Origin of the sequence: Citrobacter sp. MGH110 (assembly GCF_001037515.1) — a bacterium.
In the GTDB taxonomy this organism is placed as follows: Bacteria; Pseudomonadota; Gammaproteobacteria; order Enterobacterales; family Enterobacteriaceae; genus Citrobacter; species Citrobacter portucalensis.
In genome coordinates this window covers 1,920,642-1,937,477 of record NZ_KQ089830.1, presented here as the reverse complement: position 1 = coordinate 1,937,477, position 16,836 = coordinate 1,920,642, and the positions used below count along the sequence as shown (strand labels likewise).

The 16,836-nt window shown below is 50.9% G+C and carries 17 protein-coding genes; 8 read left to right on the top strand and 9 right to left on the bottom strand.

Annotated elements, in window-relative coordinates; genetic code table 11:
* Nucleotides 1-5: 5 nt before the first annotated feature.
* The 4 genes from pqiA (at nt 6) to rmf (ending at nt 3,888) form a co-directional block, all read left to right on the top strand.
* Entirely contained in the window at nt 6-1,259 is a 1,254-nt protein-coding gene (gene pqiA, locus SK38_RS09365) for a membrane integrity-associated transporter subunit PqiA (RefSeq protein ID WP_032942902.1), read from the top strand.
* A gap of 4 nt (nt 1,260-1,263) precedes the next feature.
* The gene (pqiB, locus tag SK38_RS09360) at nt 1,264-2,904 is read left to right on the top strand and encodes an intermembrane transport protein PqiB (protein ID WP_048235695.1); all 1,641 of its coding nucleotides are present in this window, start codon (nt 1,264-1,266) and stop codon (nt 2,902-2,904) included.
* Nucleotides 2,901-3,464, top strand: a complete 564-nt coding sequence (pqiC, locus tag SK38_RS09355; RefSeq protein ID WP_048214507.1) for a membrane integrity-associated transporter subunit PqiC — start codon at nt 2,901-2,903, stop codon at nt 3,462-3,464. The genes pqiB and pqiC overlap by 4 nt, the downstream gene beginning before the upstream one ends.
* A 256-nt stretch (nt 3,465-3,720) precedes the next feature.
* Nucleotides 3,721-3,888: a ribosome modulation factor gene (gene rmf / locus SK38_RS23895; protein WP_003035871.1), complete on the top strand. Its 168-nt coding sequence runs from the start codon at nt 3,721-3,723 to the stop codon at nt 3,886-3,888.
* Between the two features lie 107 nt (nt 3,889-3,995).
* Here the strand turns inward: rmf and fabA are convergent, their stop codons facing one another.
* A complete protein-coding gene (gene fabA / locus SK38_RS09350) occupies nt 3,996-4,514 on the bottom strand; it encodes a bifunctional 3-hydroxydecanoyl-ACP dehydratase/trans-2-decenoyl-ACP isomerase (protein WP_003035875.1) in 519 nt (172 codons plus the stop codon).
* A gap of 68 nt (nt 4,515-4,582) precedes the next feature.
* Entirely contained in the window at nt 4,583-6,343 is a 1,761-nt protein-coding gene (locus SK38_RS09345; RefSeq protein WP_048235694.1) for an AAA family ATPase, read from the bottom strand.
* Between the two features lie 185 nt (nt 6,344-6,528).
* Between SK38_RS09345 and matP the strand changes: the two genes are divergently transcribed.
* On the top strand, nt 6,529-6,981 hold the full coding sequence (gene matP, locus SK38_RS09340; protein ID WP_032942905.1) for a macrodomain Ter protein MatP: 453 nt from the start codon (nt 6,529-6,531) through the stop codon (nt 6,979-6,981).
* A gap of 87 nt (nt 6,982-7,068) precedes the next feature.
* Here the strand turns inward: matP and ompA are convergent, their stop codons facing one another.
* Nucleotides 7,069-8,127: a porin OmpA gene (ompA, locus tag SK38_RS09335; RefSeq protein WP_048235693.1), complete on the bottom strand. Its 1,059-nt coding sequence runs from the start codon at nt 8,125-8,127 to the stop codon at nt 7,069-7,071.
* Between the two features lie 357 nt (nt 8,128-8,484).
* On the bottom strand, nt 8,485-8,994 hold the full coding sequence (gene sulA, locus SK38_RS09330; protein ID WP_008784287.1) for an SOS-induced cell division inhibitor SulA: 510 nt from the start codon (nt 8,992-8,994) through the stop codon (nt 8,485-8,487).
* 217 nt (nt 8,995-9,211) lie between these two features.
* Between sulA and SK38_RS09325 the strand changes: the two genes are divergently transcribed.
* Nucleotides 9,212-9,826, top strand: a complete 615-nt coding sequence (locus SK38_RS09325; RefSeq protein ID WP_048235692.1) for a TfoX/Sxy family DNA transformation protein — start codon at nt 9,212-9,214, stop codon at nt 9,824-9,826.
* Here the strand turns inward: SK38_RS09325 and yccS are convergent.
* Both yccS and SK38_RS09315 read right to left on the bottom strand, forming a co-directional pair.
* Complete coding sequence (gene yccS / locus SK38_RS09320) at nt 9,804-11,957, bottom strand: YccS family putative transporter (protein ID WP_048236463.1); 2,154 nt, start codon at nt 11,955-11,957, stop codon at nt 9,804-9,806. The genes SK38_RS09325 and yccS overlap by 23 nt on opposite strands.
* Nucleotides 11,958-11,975: 18 nt before the next feature.
* Nucleotides 11,976-12,422 (bottom strand): YccF domain-containing protein, encoded by a 447-nt coding sequence (locus SK38_RS09315; protein ID WP_003831998.1) that lies wholly within the window; start codon nt 12,420-12,422, stop codon nt 11,976-11,978.
* 125 nt (nt 12,423-12,547) lie between these two features.
* Here SK38_RS09315 and helD point away from each other — a divergent pair, with 125 nt between their 5' ends.
* Nucleotides 12,548-14,602: a DNA helicase IV gene (gene helD / locus SK38_RS09310; RefSeq protein WP_048235691.1), complete on the top strand. Its 2,055-nt coding sequence runs from the start codon at nt 12,548-12,550 to the stop codon at nt 14,600-14,602.
* Between the two features lie 32 nt (nt 14,603-14,634).
* Here the strand turns inward: helD and mgsA are convergent, their stop codons facing one another.
* Together mgsA and csgI are read right to left on the bottom strand one after the other, a co-directional pair.
* Entirely contained in the window at nt 14,635-15,093 is a 459-nt protein-coding gene (gene mgsA, locus SK38_RS09305) for a methylglyoxal synthase (protein ID WP_003035897.1), read from the bottom strand.
* A 93-nt stretch (nt 15,094-15,186) separates the two neighbouring features.
* On the bottom strand, nt 15,187-15,849 hold the full coding sequence (csgI, locus tag SK38_RS09300; RefSeq protein WP_016149882.1) for a curli synthesis inhibitor: 663 nt from the start codon (nt 15,847-15,849) through the stop codon (nt 15,187-15,189).
* 172 nt (nt 15,850-16,021) lie between these two features.
* Between csgI and SK38_RS09295 the strand changes: the two genes are divergently transcribed.
* Nucleotides 16,022-16,435: a CoA-binding protein gene (locus SK38_RS09295; protein ID WP_032942909.1), complete on the top strand. Its 414-nt coding sequence runs from the start codon at nt 16,022-16,024 to the stop codon at nt 16,433-16,435.
* A 67-nt stretch (nt 16,436-16,502) separates the two neighbouring features.
* On the opposite strand, the gene hspQ is transcribed toward SK38_RS09295, so the two are convergent.
* A complete protein-coding gene (hspQ, locus tag SK38_RS09290; protein ID WP_003035905.1) occupies nt 16,503-16,820 on the bottom strand; it encodes a heat shock protein HspQ in 318 nt (105 codons plus the stop codon).
* Nucleotides 16,821-16,836: the final 16 nt, after the last annotated feature.

Below are 16,836 nucleotides of genomic sequence, written 5' to 3'. Positions count from 1 at the left end.
CACATATGTGCGAACATCACCATGCCGCGAAGCATATTTTGTGCTCGCAGTGTGACATGCTGGTGGCGTTACCTCGCCTTGAGCATGGTCAAAAAGCGGCATGTCCACGATGTGGCACTACGTTAACGGTTGAGTGGGACGCGCCGCGGCAGCGTCCTACCGCCTATGTATTAGCAGCATTATTCATGCTGCTTCTGTCAAACCTCTTCCCCTTTGTGAATATGAACGTCGCAGGGGTGAGCAGTGAAGTGACGTTGCTGGAGATCCCCAGCGTTCTCTTTTCTGAAGACTACGCCAGTCTCGGCACCTTCTTTTTATTATTCGTGCAGTTGGTCCCCGCGTTTTGCCTGCTGACTATCTTGCTGCTGGTGAATCGGGTGCAGATGCCCGCCAGACTTAAGGCTGGTCTTGCACGCGTCCTGTTCCAGTTAAAAAGCTGGGGGATGGCGGAAATCTTCCTCGCTGGCGTGCTGGTCAGCTTCGTTAAGCTTATGGCTTACGGCGATATCGGCGTGGGCAGCAGCTTTATTCCGTGGTGCTTCTTTTGCGTTTTGCAACTGCGCGCATTCCAGTGCGTTGACCGTCGCTGGCTGTGGGATGATATTGCGCCAATGCCAGTGATTAAGCAGGAGTTAAAACCTGGCGTGCCCGGCATTCGACAGGGACTGCGTTCCTGCTCTTGCTGCACCGCGATTCTTCCCGCTGATGAACGGGTGTGTCCGCGCTGCCAGACGAAAGGCTATGTGCGGCGTAAAAACAGTCTGCAATGGACGTTGGCATTACTGTTCACGTCGATCATGCTTTATCTTCCTGCCAATATTTTGCCGATTATGATTACCGATCTGCTCGGGTCAAAGCTGCCATCAACGATACTTGAGGGGGTGGTTTTAATCTGGAGCGAAGGCTCTTATCCGGTGGCTGCGGTTATTTTTATCGCCAGTATTATGGTGCCGACGTTGAAAATGATTGCCATTGCCTGGTTATGTTGGGATGCCAAAGGCCACGGCAAACGCGACAGCGAACGTATGCACCTGATTTATGAAGTTGTGGAATTTGTCGGTCGCTGGTCAATGATCGACGTCTTTGTGATTGCGGTACTCTCTGCGCTGGTGCGCATGGGAGGGTTAATGAACATTTATCCTGCAATGGGTGCTTTGATGTTTGCTTTAGTCGTCATTATGACAATGTTTTCTGCGATGACATTTGATCCGCGTCTGTCGTGGGACCGTGAACCAGAACCAGGCCATGAGGAGTCCTGACAGCATGGAATCTAAAAGTGGGGAAGCCAAAGTGCAAAAGGTAAAAAACTGGTCGCCCGTGTGGATATTCCCTATCGTCACTGCACTCATTGGCGCGTGGGTTCTGTTTTATCACTACAGTCATCAGGGGCCGGAAGTCACGCTGATTACCACCAATGCCGAAGGTATTGAAGGGGGCAAAACGACGATTAAAAGCCGCAGCGTGGATGTCGGTATCGTCGAGAGCGCAACCCTGACTGATGATTTGACCCATGTGGAGATTAAAGCGCGTCTTAACTCCGGAATGGAAAAGCTGCTGCATAAAGATTCTGTCTTTTGGGTGGTGAAGCCGCAGGTTGGACGTGAAGGTATCAGTGGGCTCGGCACGCTATTGTCCGGGGCTTATATTGAACTGCAGCCTGGCAATAAAGGCAGTAAGCTGGAAAATTACCAACTGCTGGATTCACCGCCGCTGGCCCCGCCAGATGCAAAAGGGATTCGTGTGATTCTGGACAGCAAAAAAGCCGGTCAGTTGAGCCCAGGCGATCCGGTGCTTTTCCGCGGCTATCGTGTGGGCTCGGTTGAAACCAGCACGTTTGATGCGCAAAAGCGTACGATCAGCTATCAGCTTTTCATCAATGCGCCTAACGATCGTCTGGTGACCAGCAATGTACGTTTCTGGAAAGACAGCGGGATCGCCGTAGATCTTACCTCAGCAGGTATGCGCGTAGAAATGGGATCGCTCTCCACGCTGTTTGGCGGTGGTGTAAGTTTTGATGTGCCCGAAGGGCTGGAACAAGGTCAACCGGTTGAGCAGCAGGCCTCATTTAACCTCTATGACGATCAAAAAAGTATTCAGGATTCCCTGTATACCGATCATATTGATTACCTGATGTTCTTTAAAGATTCGATTCGTGGCCTACAGCCTGGTGCACCGCTGGAATTCCGTGGCATCCGCTTGGGTACGGTGAGTAAAGTACCTTTCTTCTCACCGAATATGCGTCAGGTATTTAACAATGATTACCGCATTCCGGTGCTGGTGCGTATTGAACCTGAACGTCTGAAGGCACAGCTGGGAGAAGATACCGATGTTGGCGCTCATTTGGAGCAACTGCTTAAACGCGGATTACGAGGATCGCTCAAAACCGGGAACCTGGTAACCGGCGCGCTGTATGTCGATCTCGACTTCTACCCGAAAGAGCCGCCGATTACCGGTGTACGCGAATTCAATGGTTATCAAATTATTCCGACCGTGAGCGGTGGTCTGGCGCAGATCCAACAGCGTCTGATGGAAGCGTTGGATAAGATTAACAATCTGCCGCTGAACCCGATGATTGAGCAGGCAACCAATACGCTGTCGGAAAGCCAGCGCACAATGAAACATCTGCAAACCACGCTGGATAATATGAACAAGATCACGTCCAGCCAGTCGATGCAGGATCTGCCGGCGGATATGCAGAACACGCTACGTGAACTGAATCGTAGTATGCAGGGCTTCCAGCCTGGTTCCGCGGCCTACAACAAGATGGTGGCGGATATGCAGCGTCTTGATCAGGTACTGCGTGAACTGCAACCGGTACTGAAAACGTTGAACGATAAGAGTAATGCGCTGGTATTTGAAGCGAAGGACAAAAAAGATCCAGAGCCGAAGAGGGCGAAACAATGAAAAAGTGGCTAGTGGTGATGATGGCGGTCTGGCTGACGTCATGCAGCTCCAGCGGAGAAAATAAAAGCTATTACCAGCTCCCTATCGCACAAGGCGGTGTGCAGAGCTCTGCCAATCAGGGAAACCGTCTGCTGTGGGTTGAACAGATTGCGGTACCTGATTATCTGGCCGGTAATGGGGTGGTTTACCAGACCAGCGATGTGCAATATGTGATAGCCAATAATAATCTCTGGGCCAGCCCATTAGATCAGCAATTGCGCAATACACTGGTTGCGAACCTCAGTATGCAGTTGCCTGGCTGGGTTGTCGCTTCACAACCGCTGGGAAGCACTCAGGATACGCTGAACGTGACCGTAACCGGCTTCCACGGTCGGTACGATGGTAAGGTTATTGTGAGCGGTGAATGGTTGCTGAATCATCAGGGACAACTGATCAAACGCCCGTTCCACATCGAAGTTGTGCAGACGAAAGACGGCTACGATGAGATGGTGAAGGTTCTTGCCAACGCCTGGAGCCAGGAAGCAACGGCCATTGCTCAAGAGCTGAAACGCATCCCTTAAGCTTAAATAATTGTAAATTATACCGCCCCTGGTTCATTGCCCGGGGCGGTTTTTTTTATTTTATTAGCCGTGGAGATAGCTGTTCTGACTGACTATTTTTGTACAAATGATTTAGCGAGTAGCTCACAAATATGACACTGGCGTGAATTTTGCGCATTGACGAGCCTGATGTTTAGGGGTATTCGTTTAGTGTGATTGCACACTTAGTAATCACTGTTTTCTTTTCCACCAGACCCAAAAATGAGGGAAACGAGGCATGAAGAGACAAAAACGAGATCGCCTGGAACGGGCACATCAACGTGGATATCAGGCCGGCATTGCCGGACGCTCAAAAGAAATGTGTCCCTATCAGACGCTGAATCAGAGGTCATACTGGCTGGGAGGCTGGCGAGAAGCCATGGGGGATAGGGTTTTAATGGCCTGATTCTGTCTCTTTAGATAAAAGAAACCTCCGCAGAGCGGAGGTTTCGCCTTTTTGCACACCAGATAAAACGGGGAAACGTTAATGTCTGGCTGCTTCGCAGTTCTGGATTAGAACGCGGAAGTGTCCTGGAACAGACCCACTTTCAGATCGTTTGCAGTGTAGATCAGACGACCATCAACCAGTACTTCACCATCTGCCAGGCCCATGATCAGGCGACGGTTAACGATGCGTTTGAAGTGAATGCGGTAAGTGACTTTCTTCGCGGTCGGCAGAACCTGGCCGGTGAATTTAACTTCGCCTACGCCCAGCGCACGGCCTTTACCTTCGCCGCCCAGCCAGCCGAGATAGAATCCAACCAGTTGCCACATGGCGTCGAGACCCAGGCAGCCCGGCATCACCGGATCGCCGATAAAGTGACAACCGAAGAACCACAGGTCTGGGTTGATATCCAGTTCAGCTTCAACATAACCTTTGTCAAAGTTGCCACCGGTTTCGGTCATCTTGATGACACGGTCCATCATCAGCATGCTTGGTGCTGGCAGTTGTGGCCCTTTAGCGCCAAACAGCTCACCGCGACCAGAGGCAAGAAGGTCTTCTTTCGTATAGGATTCGCGTTTATCTACCATGTTCTCTGTAAGCCTTATTTTATTGAAGCACGCAGGATAGCTAACACGTGTACGCTGAACAAGTCCGATCAGTTCGGAATAATCCAGTTCAGCCAACGTAGCGGCCATGGAAAACGGTGACGACCTTCCTGTTGCGTTGCCGTGGCAATACGCTCCTGAATGGTTTGCATCAGCGTTGTCTGGCCTTCGCCATCCCACACCAGATTTAACAACAGTGGCAGCGCATCGGTCACGTCGTCCACCGCCCAGATAGTGAATTTTTCTTCTTCTATGGCCTGTAGCAGCGCAGGCTGCAGGCTGAGGTGTCTAACGTTAGCCGAAGGAATGATAACGCCCTGCGTGCCCGTCAGCTCACGCTGCTGGCAGATGGTGAAGAAACCTTCAATTTTCTCATTCAGACCACCGACAGGTTGTGCCCGACCAAACTGATCGACAGAACCGGTAATGGCGATACTTTGATTTACAGGAACGTCGGCGAGAGCGCTAATCAATGCGCACAGTTCTGCCATAGACGCGCTGTCACCGTCCACCTCACTGTAAGATTGCTCAAAGGTCAGCGAGGCAGAGAAGGGGATTTGTTGCTCCAGCTGGAGTTCCGACATCAGGAACGCCTGCATAATCATCATACCCTTGGCATGAATATTTCCGCCAAGCTCGGCTTTGCGCTCAATATCCGTAAACTCGCCGTCGCCAATATGCACGACGCAACTGATACGAGAAGGCTCGCCAAATGCACGTGGGTGGCCTGGAAACTCAATCACCGACAAGGCGTTGATCTGGCCAATACGCTCGCCTTCTGTCTCGATAAGGATCTGCTCTTGCAGAATTTCATCCTGCATGCGTTCAGCCAGGAATCCCTCACGCCATTCGCGCTGAGCCAGCATCAGGCTGAACTGTTCAGCGTTACAGGTTTCGTCCTCGCATAACGGAGCCACCTCTTTGAACTGTCGGGTGATCCACAGCGGGTTAAGCGGCAATGTATCCTGTTCACCGGTATAGCGAACGGCTTCACGGATCAGAACCTGCCAGGCATCGGGAGCGGGGTAAGGCAAATTATTGCGCATGGCAGTATGCGTGACCCATTGACACCACTGTGTCATGGTTTCGGCATCGACTATCTGCAGGTTGTCTTCAAATTCGCTGTAAATGGCCTGCTCAGCCAGTTCTGGCTCCATGTCCTGAAAATCCGCCAGTGATTCGCGTTCGCCGACTAAAATCACTTTCAGTTTAAGCGGCATAGGCGGAACGGAAACGGGTAATGGGCGAGACTCATCAAAAGCTACCCAGTCAAAACGCTCGTGGCTGACAATGGCTTTCAGGCGCATCCACAACAGGGGTTGGGCCAACAGCGTGCGCAATGAGATAACCAGCACACCCCCATTGGCCTGATGTACCAGACCTGGCTGCAGCGTAATTTCGCCATTGAACTGACGCAGACAGCCAAACAGTTGTTCGGCTTCGGCCCAGTCAGCGCTGACCACCTGCGTCAACGTCGCAAAATTGTCTTCCGCTTTCTCAGCTGTACGATAACGAATAGTGTGACCGGAGATGTCGTAATGACCGCCAGTCAGGCTTCCTGCATCCGTGTGCAAGGGACGTACAGCCTTTGCAATAAGGTTGAGATACTCAAGCTCTTCCGGTGCTTTTACCAACATGAACGAGGATGTTGTCCAGTGCTGAAGAAGCTGCTCTAGCGCGAATTGTAAACGTGGCTGAGTATCACTAAGTAAGGTGTCGGTGTCGTCAGTGACGTGCGGCTGTGCAAATACTTCCTGATAACTGTCGGTATCAGGAACCAGATCACGCCATGCAAGTTTCGTAATGGTCAAAGTTGATGTTTTTTAGTCTGTTGTAAAAAACGAGATTATACCGTAACCCTCACCACTAAACACCTGGAAAGCACCGTGAAACGGTTGTGATGACACGCGACAGTTCACAGGCTGGATATTCTTTTCTTCAGATGCCGAAAAAGCTGATATTCTGATAAGAGTTACACGGTAACATTGAGATCGCAATGAAATATCAACAACTTGAAAACCTTGAAAGCGGCTGGAAATGGAAGTATCTGGTGAAGAAGCATCGTGAGGGGGAATTAATCACCCGTTACGTCGAGGCCAGCGCTGCCAAAGAAGCCGTTGATTTATTGCTAACCCTCGAAAATGAACCGGTTCGGGTCAATAGCTGGATTGAAGAACACATGAATCCTGCGCTGCTTAATCGTATGAAACAAACCATACGTGCCAGGCGCAAGCGGCACTTTAATGCTGAGCATCAGCATACCCGGAAGAAATCCATCGATCTGGAATTTATGGTCTGGCAGCGTCTGGCTGGTCTTGCGCAGCGGCGCGGAAAAACGCTTTCTGAAACTATTGTGCAGCTAATTGAAGACGCAGAGCATAAAGAGAAGTACGCGAACAAAATGTCGACATTGAAACAGGATTTACAGGCGTTGCTGGGGAAAGAGTAGCGGTCGGCTGGTTTAATGCGTGGCTTACTTTGGATGAAAACAGATGAAAAAAACCCCGCATAGCGGGGTTTTTTATAAGACGATAACTTAAGCCTGAGGCTGAGTTACAACGTCTTTGATGCCTTTAACTTCGATCTCAACACGACGATCCGGAGCCAGGCAGTCGATCAGTGCAGCGCGAGCTTTCACGTTGTCACAGGTGTTGCCAGTAACTGGGTTGGATTCACCCATGCCACGTGCAGAGATTTTGTCAGAAGGAATACCTTTAGAGATCAGGTAATCAACAACGGACTGAGCACGTTTCTCGGACAGAGCCTGGTTGTAAGCGTCAGAACCGATACGGTCAGTGAAGCCCAGAACTACTACGGAACCGTCTTTCGGATCCAGGTTGCTCAGCTGGCTGTACATCTGATCCAGAGCCTGCTGGCCTTCTGGTTTCAGAGTTGCTTTGTTGAAGTTGAACAGAACGTCAGACTTCAGAGTGAAGTGCTTGGTCTGTACTTCTGGAGCCGGAGCCGGAGCAACAACTACTGGAGCTGCTTCTTCCTGCTGGCCGAAACGGTAAGAAACACCAACGCTCAACAGACCGTTATCCGGACGACCGCCAACGGTGTTCGCGTCACCGATGTTGTTGGTCCACTGGTATTCCAGACGGGTAGCGATTTCAGGAGTAATTGCATACTCTACGCCACCAGCGAATACTGGGGATACACCAGTGTCGTGGTCTTTGAAGCCTTCGTTGTTTTTAGCGTCTGCACGCCAAACCATACCACCCAGACGGGTATAAACGTCCAGATCGTCAGTGATTGGGTAACCCAGTTTAGCGGTCAGCTGAACGCCCTGAGCTTTGAAAGCGCCGTTTTGATGAGTCGAGTCGGTGTAGCCTTTGTACGGCATACGGCCCAACCAGTCGTAACCCATTTCAAAACCAACGTACGGGTTAACCTGATAACCACCAAACGCACCAGCACCCAGTTGGCTTTCGTGGGTAGGACCGGCGTTGTTGATCTGGTTGTTGCCAATATCATGGTACTGAGACCAGCCCATTTTAGCACCAGCGTACCAGGTGTTATCTTTCGGAGCGGCCTGCGCCACGGTAGCGAAACCAGCCAGTGCCACTGCAATTGCGATAGCTGTCTTTTTCATTTTTTGCGCCTCGTTATCATCCAAAATTCGCCATGAATATCTCCGAAGAGAGATAACACGGTTAAATCCTTCACCCGGGGACCAGTTCAATAGTTACTCTACCGATATCTGCGGCTTACGCCGAGCACCCCTGGCGATGTAAAGTCTACAACGTAGTTGAAAACTTACAAGTGTGAAGTCCGTCAGGCATATGAAAAAAAAAGGCTTGTATACACAATATTTAACATTTATGGCTTAATAAATGTACTGAGGATATCCTGAAAACCGCTTCAGACAAGCGTTCAGACGAAAAACACATTACAGCTCAAAGACAAATTGAGAGATGAAAAAAAATTCCAGGATAAATCCTAATTTTACTCAATGATACAAATTCGAGTGAATTTTTAGCCCGGAATGCTGTCTCCCCGCAAGTGTCTGGGCGCGAACCGGACGCATGATAAAACCCATCGCATTACCTTCATCAGCCGCTTTGACCAGTTCGGCATGTTCATCTTCCGTTAATTCTTCCGCCAGCCAGCCAATAACGACGCTGTAATTACCCGTGCGCAGCGCACGAATCATCGATTCCAGCGTATTGCAGGGGGAGAGCTGACTAATTTGCATGACTTTCGTCAATGGAAGTCCAGCTGACTGCACCCACTCCCGGCTTAATTTTTGCTGAGGCGTCAGCCACAGCTGCCAGCGTGATTGTTGCCCTAACTGTTGCAGCAGGGGAAGCAGCAGCAGTTGTGTCATCATGGGCTGGTCCTCGCGATAGACAACTTCACTGATAAGCCCAGCGGTTGCGTTCTCTGATGAAACGCGCGCAATGTTGCTTGATGTGGAAGAGAACGACGATGAACGATTTGCATAGCCTGAAGTGTACATAATCAATCCAGCCCTGTGAGTTACTGTATGGATATACAGTAACCCTGCCATCAACAAAGATCAACCTTATTTTCGGAAACAGGTTCGCAATTTTTAGTCGTCGTCACGGGAAAAATAAAATTCATCTTGCCCCATACGCATAAGTTGCCTATTTTCGTCATTAACGGATCCGCTACTGAAAATCATTTGCTTACGTTATGATTTAAAAAGGATTTTTATGAAAGAGCTTTCTTATGCAAGGATCTATAAATCGCAGGAATATCTGGCTTCTCTGGGGACAATTCACTATCGCTCACTGTTTGGTGGCTACAGTCTGACGGTTGGCGATACGGTCTTTGCCATGGTCGCTAATGGTGAGCTGTATCTTCGCGCCTGTGAGCAGAGCGCCCAGTATTGTGTACAAAATTCTCCTGCCTGGCTGACATTTATTAAGCGCGGACGTCCTCTTGTACTTAATTATTACCAGGTGAACGATGCCCTGTGGCAAAACCAGCAGCAGCTGGTGTCGCTATCGCGATATTCGTTGGATGCAGCGGTTAAGGAAAAACAGAGTCGCTTTGCCCAGCATCGTCTGCGGGAATTGCCGAATATGACGTTTCATCTGGAGACTCTGTTGAATGAAGCTGGAATTAAAGATGAGGGGACCATGCGATCGTTGGGGGCACAAATGTGCTGGCTGAAACTTCGGCAAAATAACCCGGCTCTGACGGTAAAAGTACTCTATGCCCTTGAAGGCGCGGTAGGGGGGATACATGAAGCCGCGCTCCCGGCGACGCGTCGCCAGGAGCTGGTTGAGTGGGTAAGTTCTCTTACGCTGGAGCCGGGGTATTAGACGGCAGCACGTCAATTTGCTGCTGTAATCGCCGGATCTCTGGGAGCAGGGCGATCAATAGCCCAACTTGCTGAACGACCAGCGGCTCTTTACTGTCCGGGCGTGGTTCCAGGTGCTGAATTCGCTGCTTCAGCCCTTCTAACGCCTGATATACACGCTGCTCGTCAGCGGGTTGATGGTGAAGGGCATCATCAACATAGCAAACAGCGTCATCCAGCAATGCCAAAACGTCTGGATTGGTCAGTTGTTCGCGATGTGCGCCCAGCGCAGAAATATAGCTGGTAAACGTATGGTTGAGACACAGTAAACGGAACGCCGTTTCGCGGGTTTGGGCCGTGACATCCGGCTCGCTTGACATGTTTGATACCACGGAGGCGAGTTCAGCATCACGATTATGCGCATCACGGCGAGCGATACGGTAGGCCAGACGATTATCACGGCCCTGATGATATTGCTCGAGAATAGCATCAAGGTAGCGGCAGTTAGCGTCAGTCGCCCGTTCAATTACCCGTGGTAGGTTACGAAAACGCCAGTCTGGCCAGATGAAACTGACAGCAGCCCAGGCGATAGCACAGCCAATTAGCGTATCGATGACACGCGGCAGTGCAACCTCAAAGCCTTCGCCGAGCAGGTTAAAGCACAGTAACACCAGCAGCGTGATAAACATGGTGGCGTGTGCATACTGGACGTTGCGAAAGGCAAAAAACAGTACACCTGTGATCACCAGGAGTATCAGCTGCCCTTCGAGAGAGGGCACAAACCACAGGATCGGTAAACCAATGGCAATCCCAACCAACGTGCCGATAATCCTGAGCGCCAGGCGATGTCGGGTGGCGTTGTAGTTTGGCTGACAGACAAACAGGCTGGTCAGCAAGATCCAGTATCCGTGATTCATGCCGGTTATCTGGATAATGGCATAACCAACACAGAGCACTAACGACATGCGAACGGCATGGCGAAACAGAGCAGACTCAGGGGTGAAATTACGGCTCAGGCGTAACCAGATATCACTGAATCCATGGGGACTGTCATCGGCAAGCTGATTTTCAGACTCATTGCGCGAGAGTACCTGAGCCTGTTCAGACTCTATGGTAGCAAGCTGCGCGTCGATTGCCCGTAGGTTTGACAGTAAAAAACCCAGCGTATTGAGCAGGTCGGCAGGTTCACCACTGGCACGCATGCGCTCAAGTGCGGCATCTATATGGGTGAAGGCGCGCTCAAAGTGCGGATCGTGCTGGTAAGGCGTGCGCAATAAAATACAGCGAGATAATTGTGAACAGGCTTGTCCTTGCATCGACATCAACCGCTGGAAACGGAACATCACATCGCTGTGACGGAAATGATCGCGTAGCGTTTGATACTGAATGTGTGAAGAGCTTGCGCGTTCATGAATATCCTGCGCCACAAAATAGTAATGTAGCGTGCGACGTGTTCCCCGTTGTCCACGGTCACCGCGCAGGCGGGTCAGCAGCGACACTTTAGTCTGATTCAGCGTTGCCATCAGTTGGCCATTCGCGAGAGCTAAATCATACAACGGTGCCTGGCTTTCATCTTCTATGTCGGGGTCAAAAAGACGCGATTTCAGTTCCAGGTAGTGCGCTAACTGTTCGTAGCTGCGTGCCAGATTGTCCTGTAAGGGGCGGATGGGGAACAGAAGATGTCCGGTGAGCGTCAGCAGGTTATACCAGATAGCGCCAGCGAGCAGCAGGATGGGTTGTTGATACCACTGATCGTAAAGTGAGGTGCCCAGCATCGTGTAAATGGCGATCAGCAATGCACCAAAAGCAATAGTTGCATAGCGCTGGCCTAATCCCCCCAGCAGAATAAAGCCGCTGGTGGAAAGCGTTAAACCAATAGCAAAAAGCCATGGCCATGGGAAGAGCAGTTCAACGGAGGCTGAGGCAATAAAAAAGCACACCAGTGTGATGATTAAATTGCGCAGTCGGCCTGCGAGACGATCGTCCAGATCGGTAAGTGCGGCAGCGACCATACCTAGCGTGAGTGGGATAGTCAGCTTGACGTCACCCAGCCACCAGGGTAGCGCCGTTGTGCCGCATAGCGCGATAAAAATCCGCACGTAGTACAGCCATGTGCTGTTCCAGGTATAGCGTTTGAGCAGAGGACTTAACATAAAGGCCATCGGTCCTGATTATTCAAAACGACGACGTGCATTGGCTTCACGCGCTGCACGGGCAACTTCTACTGAAACCACCCGGCGACCCACCGGCCAGAGCGCAATGGCAGCGATTTTAAAGTTCGCAATGCCAACCGGAATACCAATAATCGTTATGCACTGGGCAATACCAGAGATAATGTGCATCAGGCACAACCACCAGCCGAAGAAAATCAGCCAGAAAATATTGAGCACGGTGCCGCCGGTATTTAACAGGACGCTTTTACCGGCCGGATTCAGTTCATCGACATGAATCGCTTCGTTACCATAGGGAAACAGCGAAAGTCGGGTTATCTCCCAACATGAACGGGTCAAGGGTAAAGTAAAAATAAGCACGACACTGACCAGCGTTGCCAGTAACCAGGCCAGGGTGGTGGCGAACCCCCCAAGCACAAAATTTAAAATATTCAGAACAGTACGCATAAACCCTCGGTTAACTCTGGTTTTCTGTGAATTCGGCAATTGTAACGTTTTTTTGGGCTGGAGCACGTTTTCTCTGGCGGTTACACTGATAAGCAAACCTCTTCGTGTGGATCCGCTTGAGTCTTATGGAACTGAAAGCAACTTCTCTTGGAAAACGTCTGGCACAACACCCTTACGATCGGGCCGTTATTCTCAATGCCGGGATTAAAGTTTCCGGCGATCGTCACGAGTATCTTATTCCCTTCAATCAGTTACTGGCTATTCATTGCAAACGCGGCCTGGTATGGGGCGAGCTGGAGTTTGTACTCCCGGATGAGAAGGTGGTTCGTCTTCACGGTACAGAGTGGGCGGAAACCCAGCGCTTCCATCATCATTTGAATGCGCTCTGGCAACAGTGGAGCCAGGAAATGAGTGACGTTGCTGCCGGGGTTTTACAGCAGCAGTTGGATGCGATAGCGGCGCGTACTAGTGAAAGTAAATGGCTGACGCGCGAACAAACGTCAGGGCTGCAGCAGCAGATTCGCCGTGCCTTTGCCGCGTTACCGCTCCCGGTTAATCGGCTGGAGGAATTTGAAAATTGCCGGGAGGCGTTACGTCAATGCCAGGCATGGTTGAAAGACATTGAAGCCTGTCGCTTACAGCACAATCAGGCGTACACCGATGCAATGCTGGAAGAGTATGCCGAGTTTTTCCAGCATATTGAATCTTCGCCGTTGAACCCTGCTCAGGCGCGCGCGGTGGTGAATGGTGAGCAATCATTGTTGGTACTTGCAGGTGCTGGAAGCGGTAAAACATCTGTGTTGGTTGCCCGGGCTGGTTGGTTGCTTGCACGAGGAGAAGCTGCACCAGAACAGATCCTGTTGCTGGCGTTTGGACGCAAAGCAGCCCAGGAGATGGATGACCGCATCCGTGAGCGTCTGCATACGGATGAGGTCACCGCACGGACGTTCCATTCACTCGCGTTGCACATTATTTCGCAAGGTAGCAAAAAAGTTCCAACGGTGAGCAAGCTTGAAAATGATGCTATCGCGCGCAACAAACTCTTTATAACAACCTGGCGTCAGCAGTGCAGTGAGAAAAAGGCTCAGGCTAAAGGCTGGCGACAATGGTTAGAAGAAGAAATGCAGTGGTCTGTACCCGAAGGTAACTTCTGGGATGACGAAAAATTACAGCGCCGTCTGGCTTCCCGGTTGGATCGCTGGGTTAGTTTGATGCGTATGCATGGCGGAGCACAGGCGGAGATGATTGCTAATGCTCCGGAGGAGATCCGTGATCTGTTCAGTAAACGCATAAAGCTAATGGCGCCGCTGCTCAAGGCCTGGAAGAGTGCCCTGAAGGATGAGAATGCCGTCGATTTCTCCGGGTTGATCCATCAGGCTATTGTCATTCTGGAGAAGGGGCGGTTTATCAGTCCGTGGAAACATATTCTGGTCGATGAATTTCAGGATATTTCCCCTCAGCGCGCCGCCCTGTTAGCCGCCTTGCGTAAGCAAAACTCGCAGACCACGCTGTTTGCCGTGGGAGATGACTGGCAGGCAATTTACCGGTTCAGCGGGGCACAGCTTTCTCTGACAACCGCATTCCAGCAAAACTTCGGCGAGGGCGATCGCTGTAATCTGGATACGACTTACCGTTTTAATAGCCGTATTGGTGAGGTAGCAAACCAGTTTATCCAGCAAAATCCCCATCAGCTCACGAAACCGCTGAACAGTCTGACGACCGGTGATAAAAAAGCCGTCACGTTGCTCGACGAAAGCCAGTTAGATCTGTTGCTGGATAAGCTGTCGGGTTTTGTGAAAGCCGAAGAGAGAATTCTGGTGCTGGCGCGATACCATCATCTCAAACCTGCCAGCCTGGACAAAGCGGCCACCCGCTGGCCCAAGCTGCAGCTGGATTTTATGACTATTCATGCCAGCAAAGGGCAGCAGGCGGATTACGTCATTGTGATGGGGCTTCACGAAGGGAATGACGGTTTCCCGGCTCCGGCTCGCGAGTCGATTATGGAAGAGGCGTTACTCCCGGCTGTTGAAGATTTTCCTGATGCGGAAGAGAGACGGTTGCTGTATGTGGCGCTAACGCGTGCGCGGCATCGGGTATGGCTACTGTTTAGCAAAGACGCGCCATCATGCTTTGTTGATGAGCTTAAGCAATTAGACGTTCCGGTGACCCGGAAACCCTGAAAAGCAGGCGGCAATTACCGCCTGCTTAGCGTTTATTTGAGGCGTTCTGCCAGATAACGGGCGTAATCCGGGATCAAGATATCCGTTGCGTCGTTGAAGTTTGGCGACTGGATAATAAAATCAGCCGTTGACACGTTGGTGGCGACTGGAATGTTCCAGACTGTGGCCAGACGTAGCAGGGCTTTAACATCAGGATCGTGGGGAACGGCGTTGAGCGGATCCCAGAAGAAAATCAGCACATCAATTTTCCCTTCTGAAATCAGCGCACCCACCTGCTGGTCACCCCCCATCGGGCCGCTCAGCATGGCGTTGACGTCCATTCCTGTCGCGCGTTGAATTAAGTTTCCTGTTGTTCCTGTAGCATACAGAACGTGTTTTTCCAGTAATGGCTGGTGGCGTTCAACCCAGCTCATCAACATCTTTTTGCAGTGATCGTGTGCGACCAACGCAATATGTTTCTGCGCTGGCAATGTGCGAGTCGTTAATTCCATAGTACAGCTCCCAAGTTAACCTTGTTACAGAGTACTGGAAGCACTTGACGCTGCAAGAGAAAGACAAAAAAAATGCGTATACGAACATAAATGTCACGATGGGGGTTGTTTCTCCGCCCATTGTAAGAAGTTACTTCGCGTTTGTGCGTCAGCCTGTTGAAACCAATATTTTAAGCGCTGCTCGGTCAGTGTTTGCGACTGAGGCGGCACGCGATCCAGTTCTGACACCCCGGAAAGCAGCGAACTGTCATCGGCCATCATTGTGGCAAATTGCGGTAAAGACGCATGCTTAGCCGCTTTGTTATAGCGCTCTGTTTCCATTTCATAATCTACGATTTTTGCGGTGGACGTGATTGACAGAATATCCAGCTTAACCGGTATAGGCATGGAGTCCCCATCCAGCAGTTCTACGCGCGGGGCATCATCAAAATGCGTTGCATCCCGCTCGTTGCTCAGACGTGGGAGGTGGAAATTAACCTGACTGACGAGTTGGGTATCAAAGCTGATGACCAACGGAGGCGAAATATACAGACGTTCTTCGTGGCTGGACAGGCGAATGGTTTTTTCTACGCGAAACACGAGCTGGTGCCGACCATTTTCCAGCTCAATACTGTCGGCACCACGCAGTAATGAGCTGGAGACTTTTTTTCCGTCCAGTACCAGAAGGTCAATATCATTAGACAGACGTAAAGAGGTAGCAAAAACGGTTACCGGCAAACATAGGGCAATCAAGGCTGTCACAATGCCGGCTTTCATAGGTTTCTCCTGTCCAGAAAATATCTCTATAAGATGTATCTAAATTTTTCGATAATCATGTTTACTAACATATAGACATATTTTTGAGTTTAGCTCTCATGCGCCAGTATGGGATGAATGGTTGCGGGGGCAGGTTTGTCGTACACTTTGCTAAACAGCCTGGAGGAAAACGATGAAAGAGACCGATATTGCTGGCATTTTGACAACGACCCGTACGATTGCGCTGGTGGGGGCAAGCGATAAACCCGATCGTCCAAGCTATCGGGTGATGAAATATTTACTCGATCAGGGCTATCACGTTATTCCTGTTTCACCGAAGGTTGCCGGAAAAACGCTGCTGGGGCAGCAGGGCTATGCGACGCTGGCAGATGTACCAGAGAAAGTGGATATGGTAGATGTCTTCCGTAATTCTGAAGCGGCGTGGGGTGTTGCTCAGGAGGCAATTGCCATCGGCGCGAAGACCCTATGGATGCAGCTCGGCGTGATTAACGAGCAGGCAGCCGTGCTGGCTCGCGATGCAGGGATGACGGTGGTGATGGATCGCTGCCCGGCGATTGAGATCCCGCGGCTGGGACTGGCGAAGTAAGGCTGATCTGTAGCCGAACAAAACGCACAGGCCCGATTAGCGAATCTCCATCGGGCCTGTGTTAGCATCAATTGCGCAGGCGCGGGGCCTGAAGCTGTTTTCGAATTGTTCGCGCCAGTTCATCCATCGACGGTTGCTCCGGATGTTCTTCCTGTAGCTCACTACTCAGTTGTGCTTCGGCCAGATACGTATGCACTGGCAGACCATTATCGTCTTCCATCACCACGTGATACCAGGGAGCGGCGCGAAGTTCGTCGTTAACCGCCAACTCATCGGCTGACGGTTGATCAAGCGAATATTCCGGGTCGATATCCACGACCACTCCGAGGTAACCTAACAGGGAATGGCGGACCTGCTGGCCGATACCGAATTTGCTGGCAATCATAGTCACCTCCCGGGAA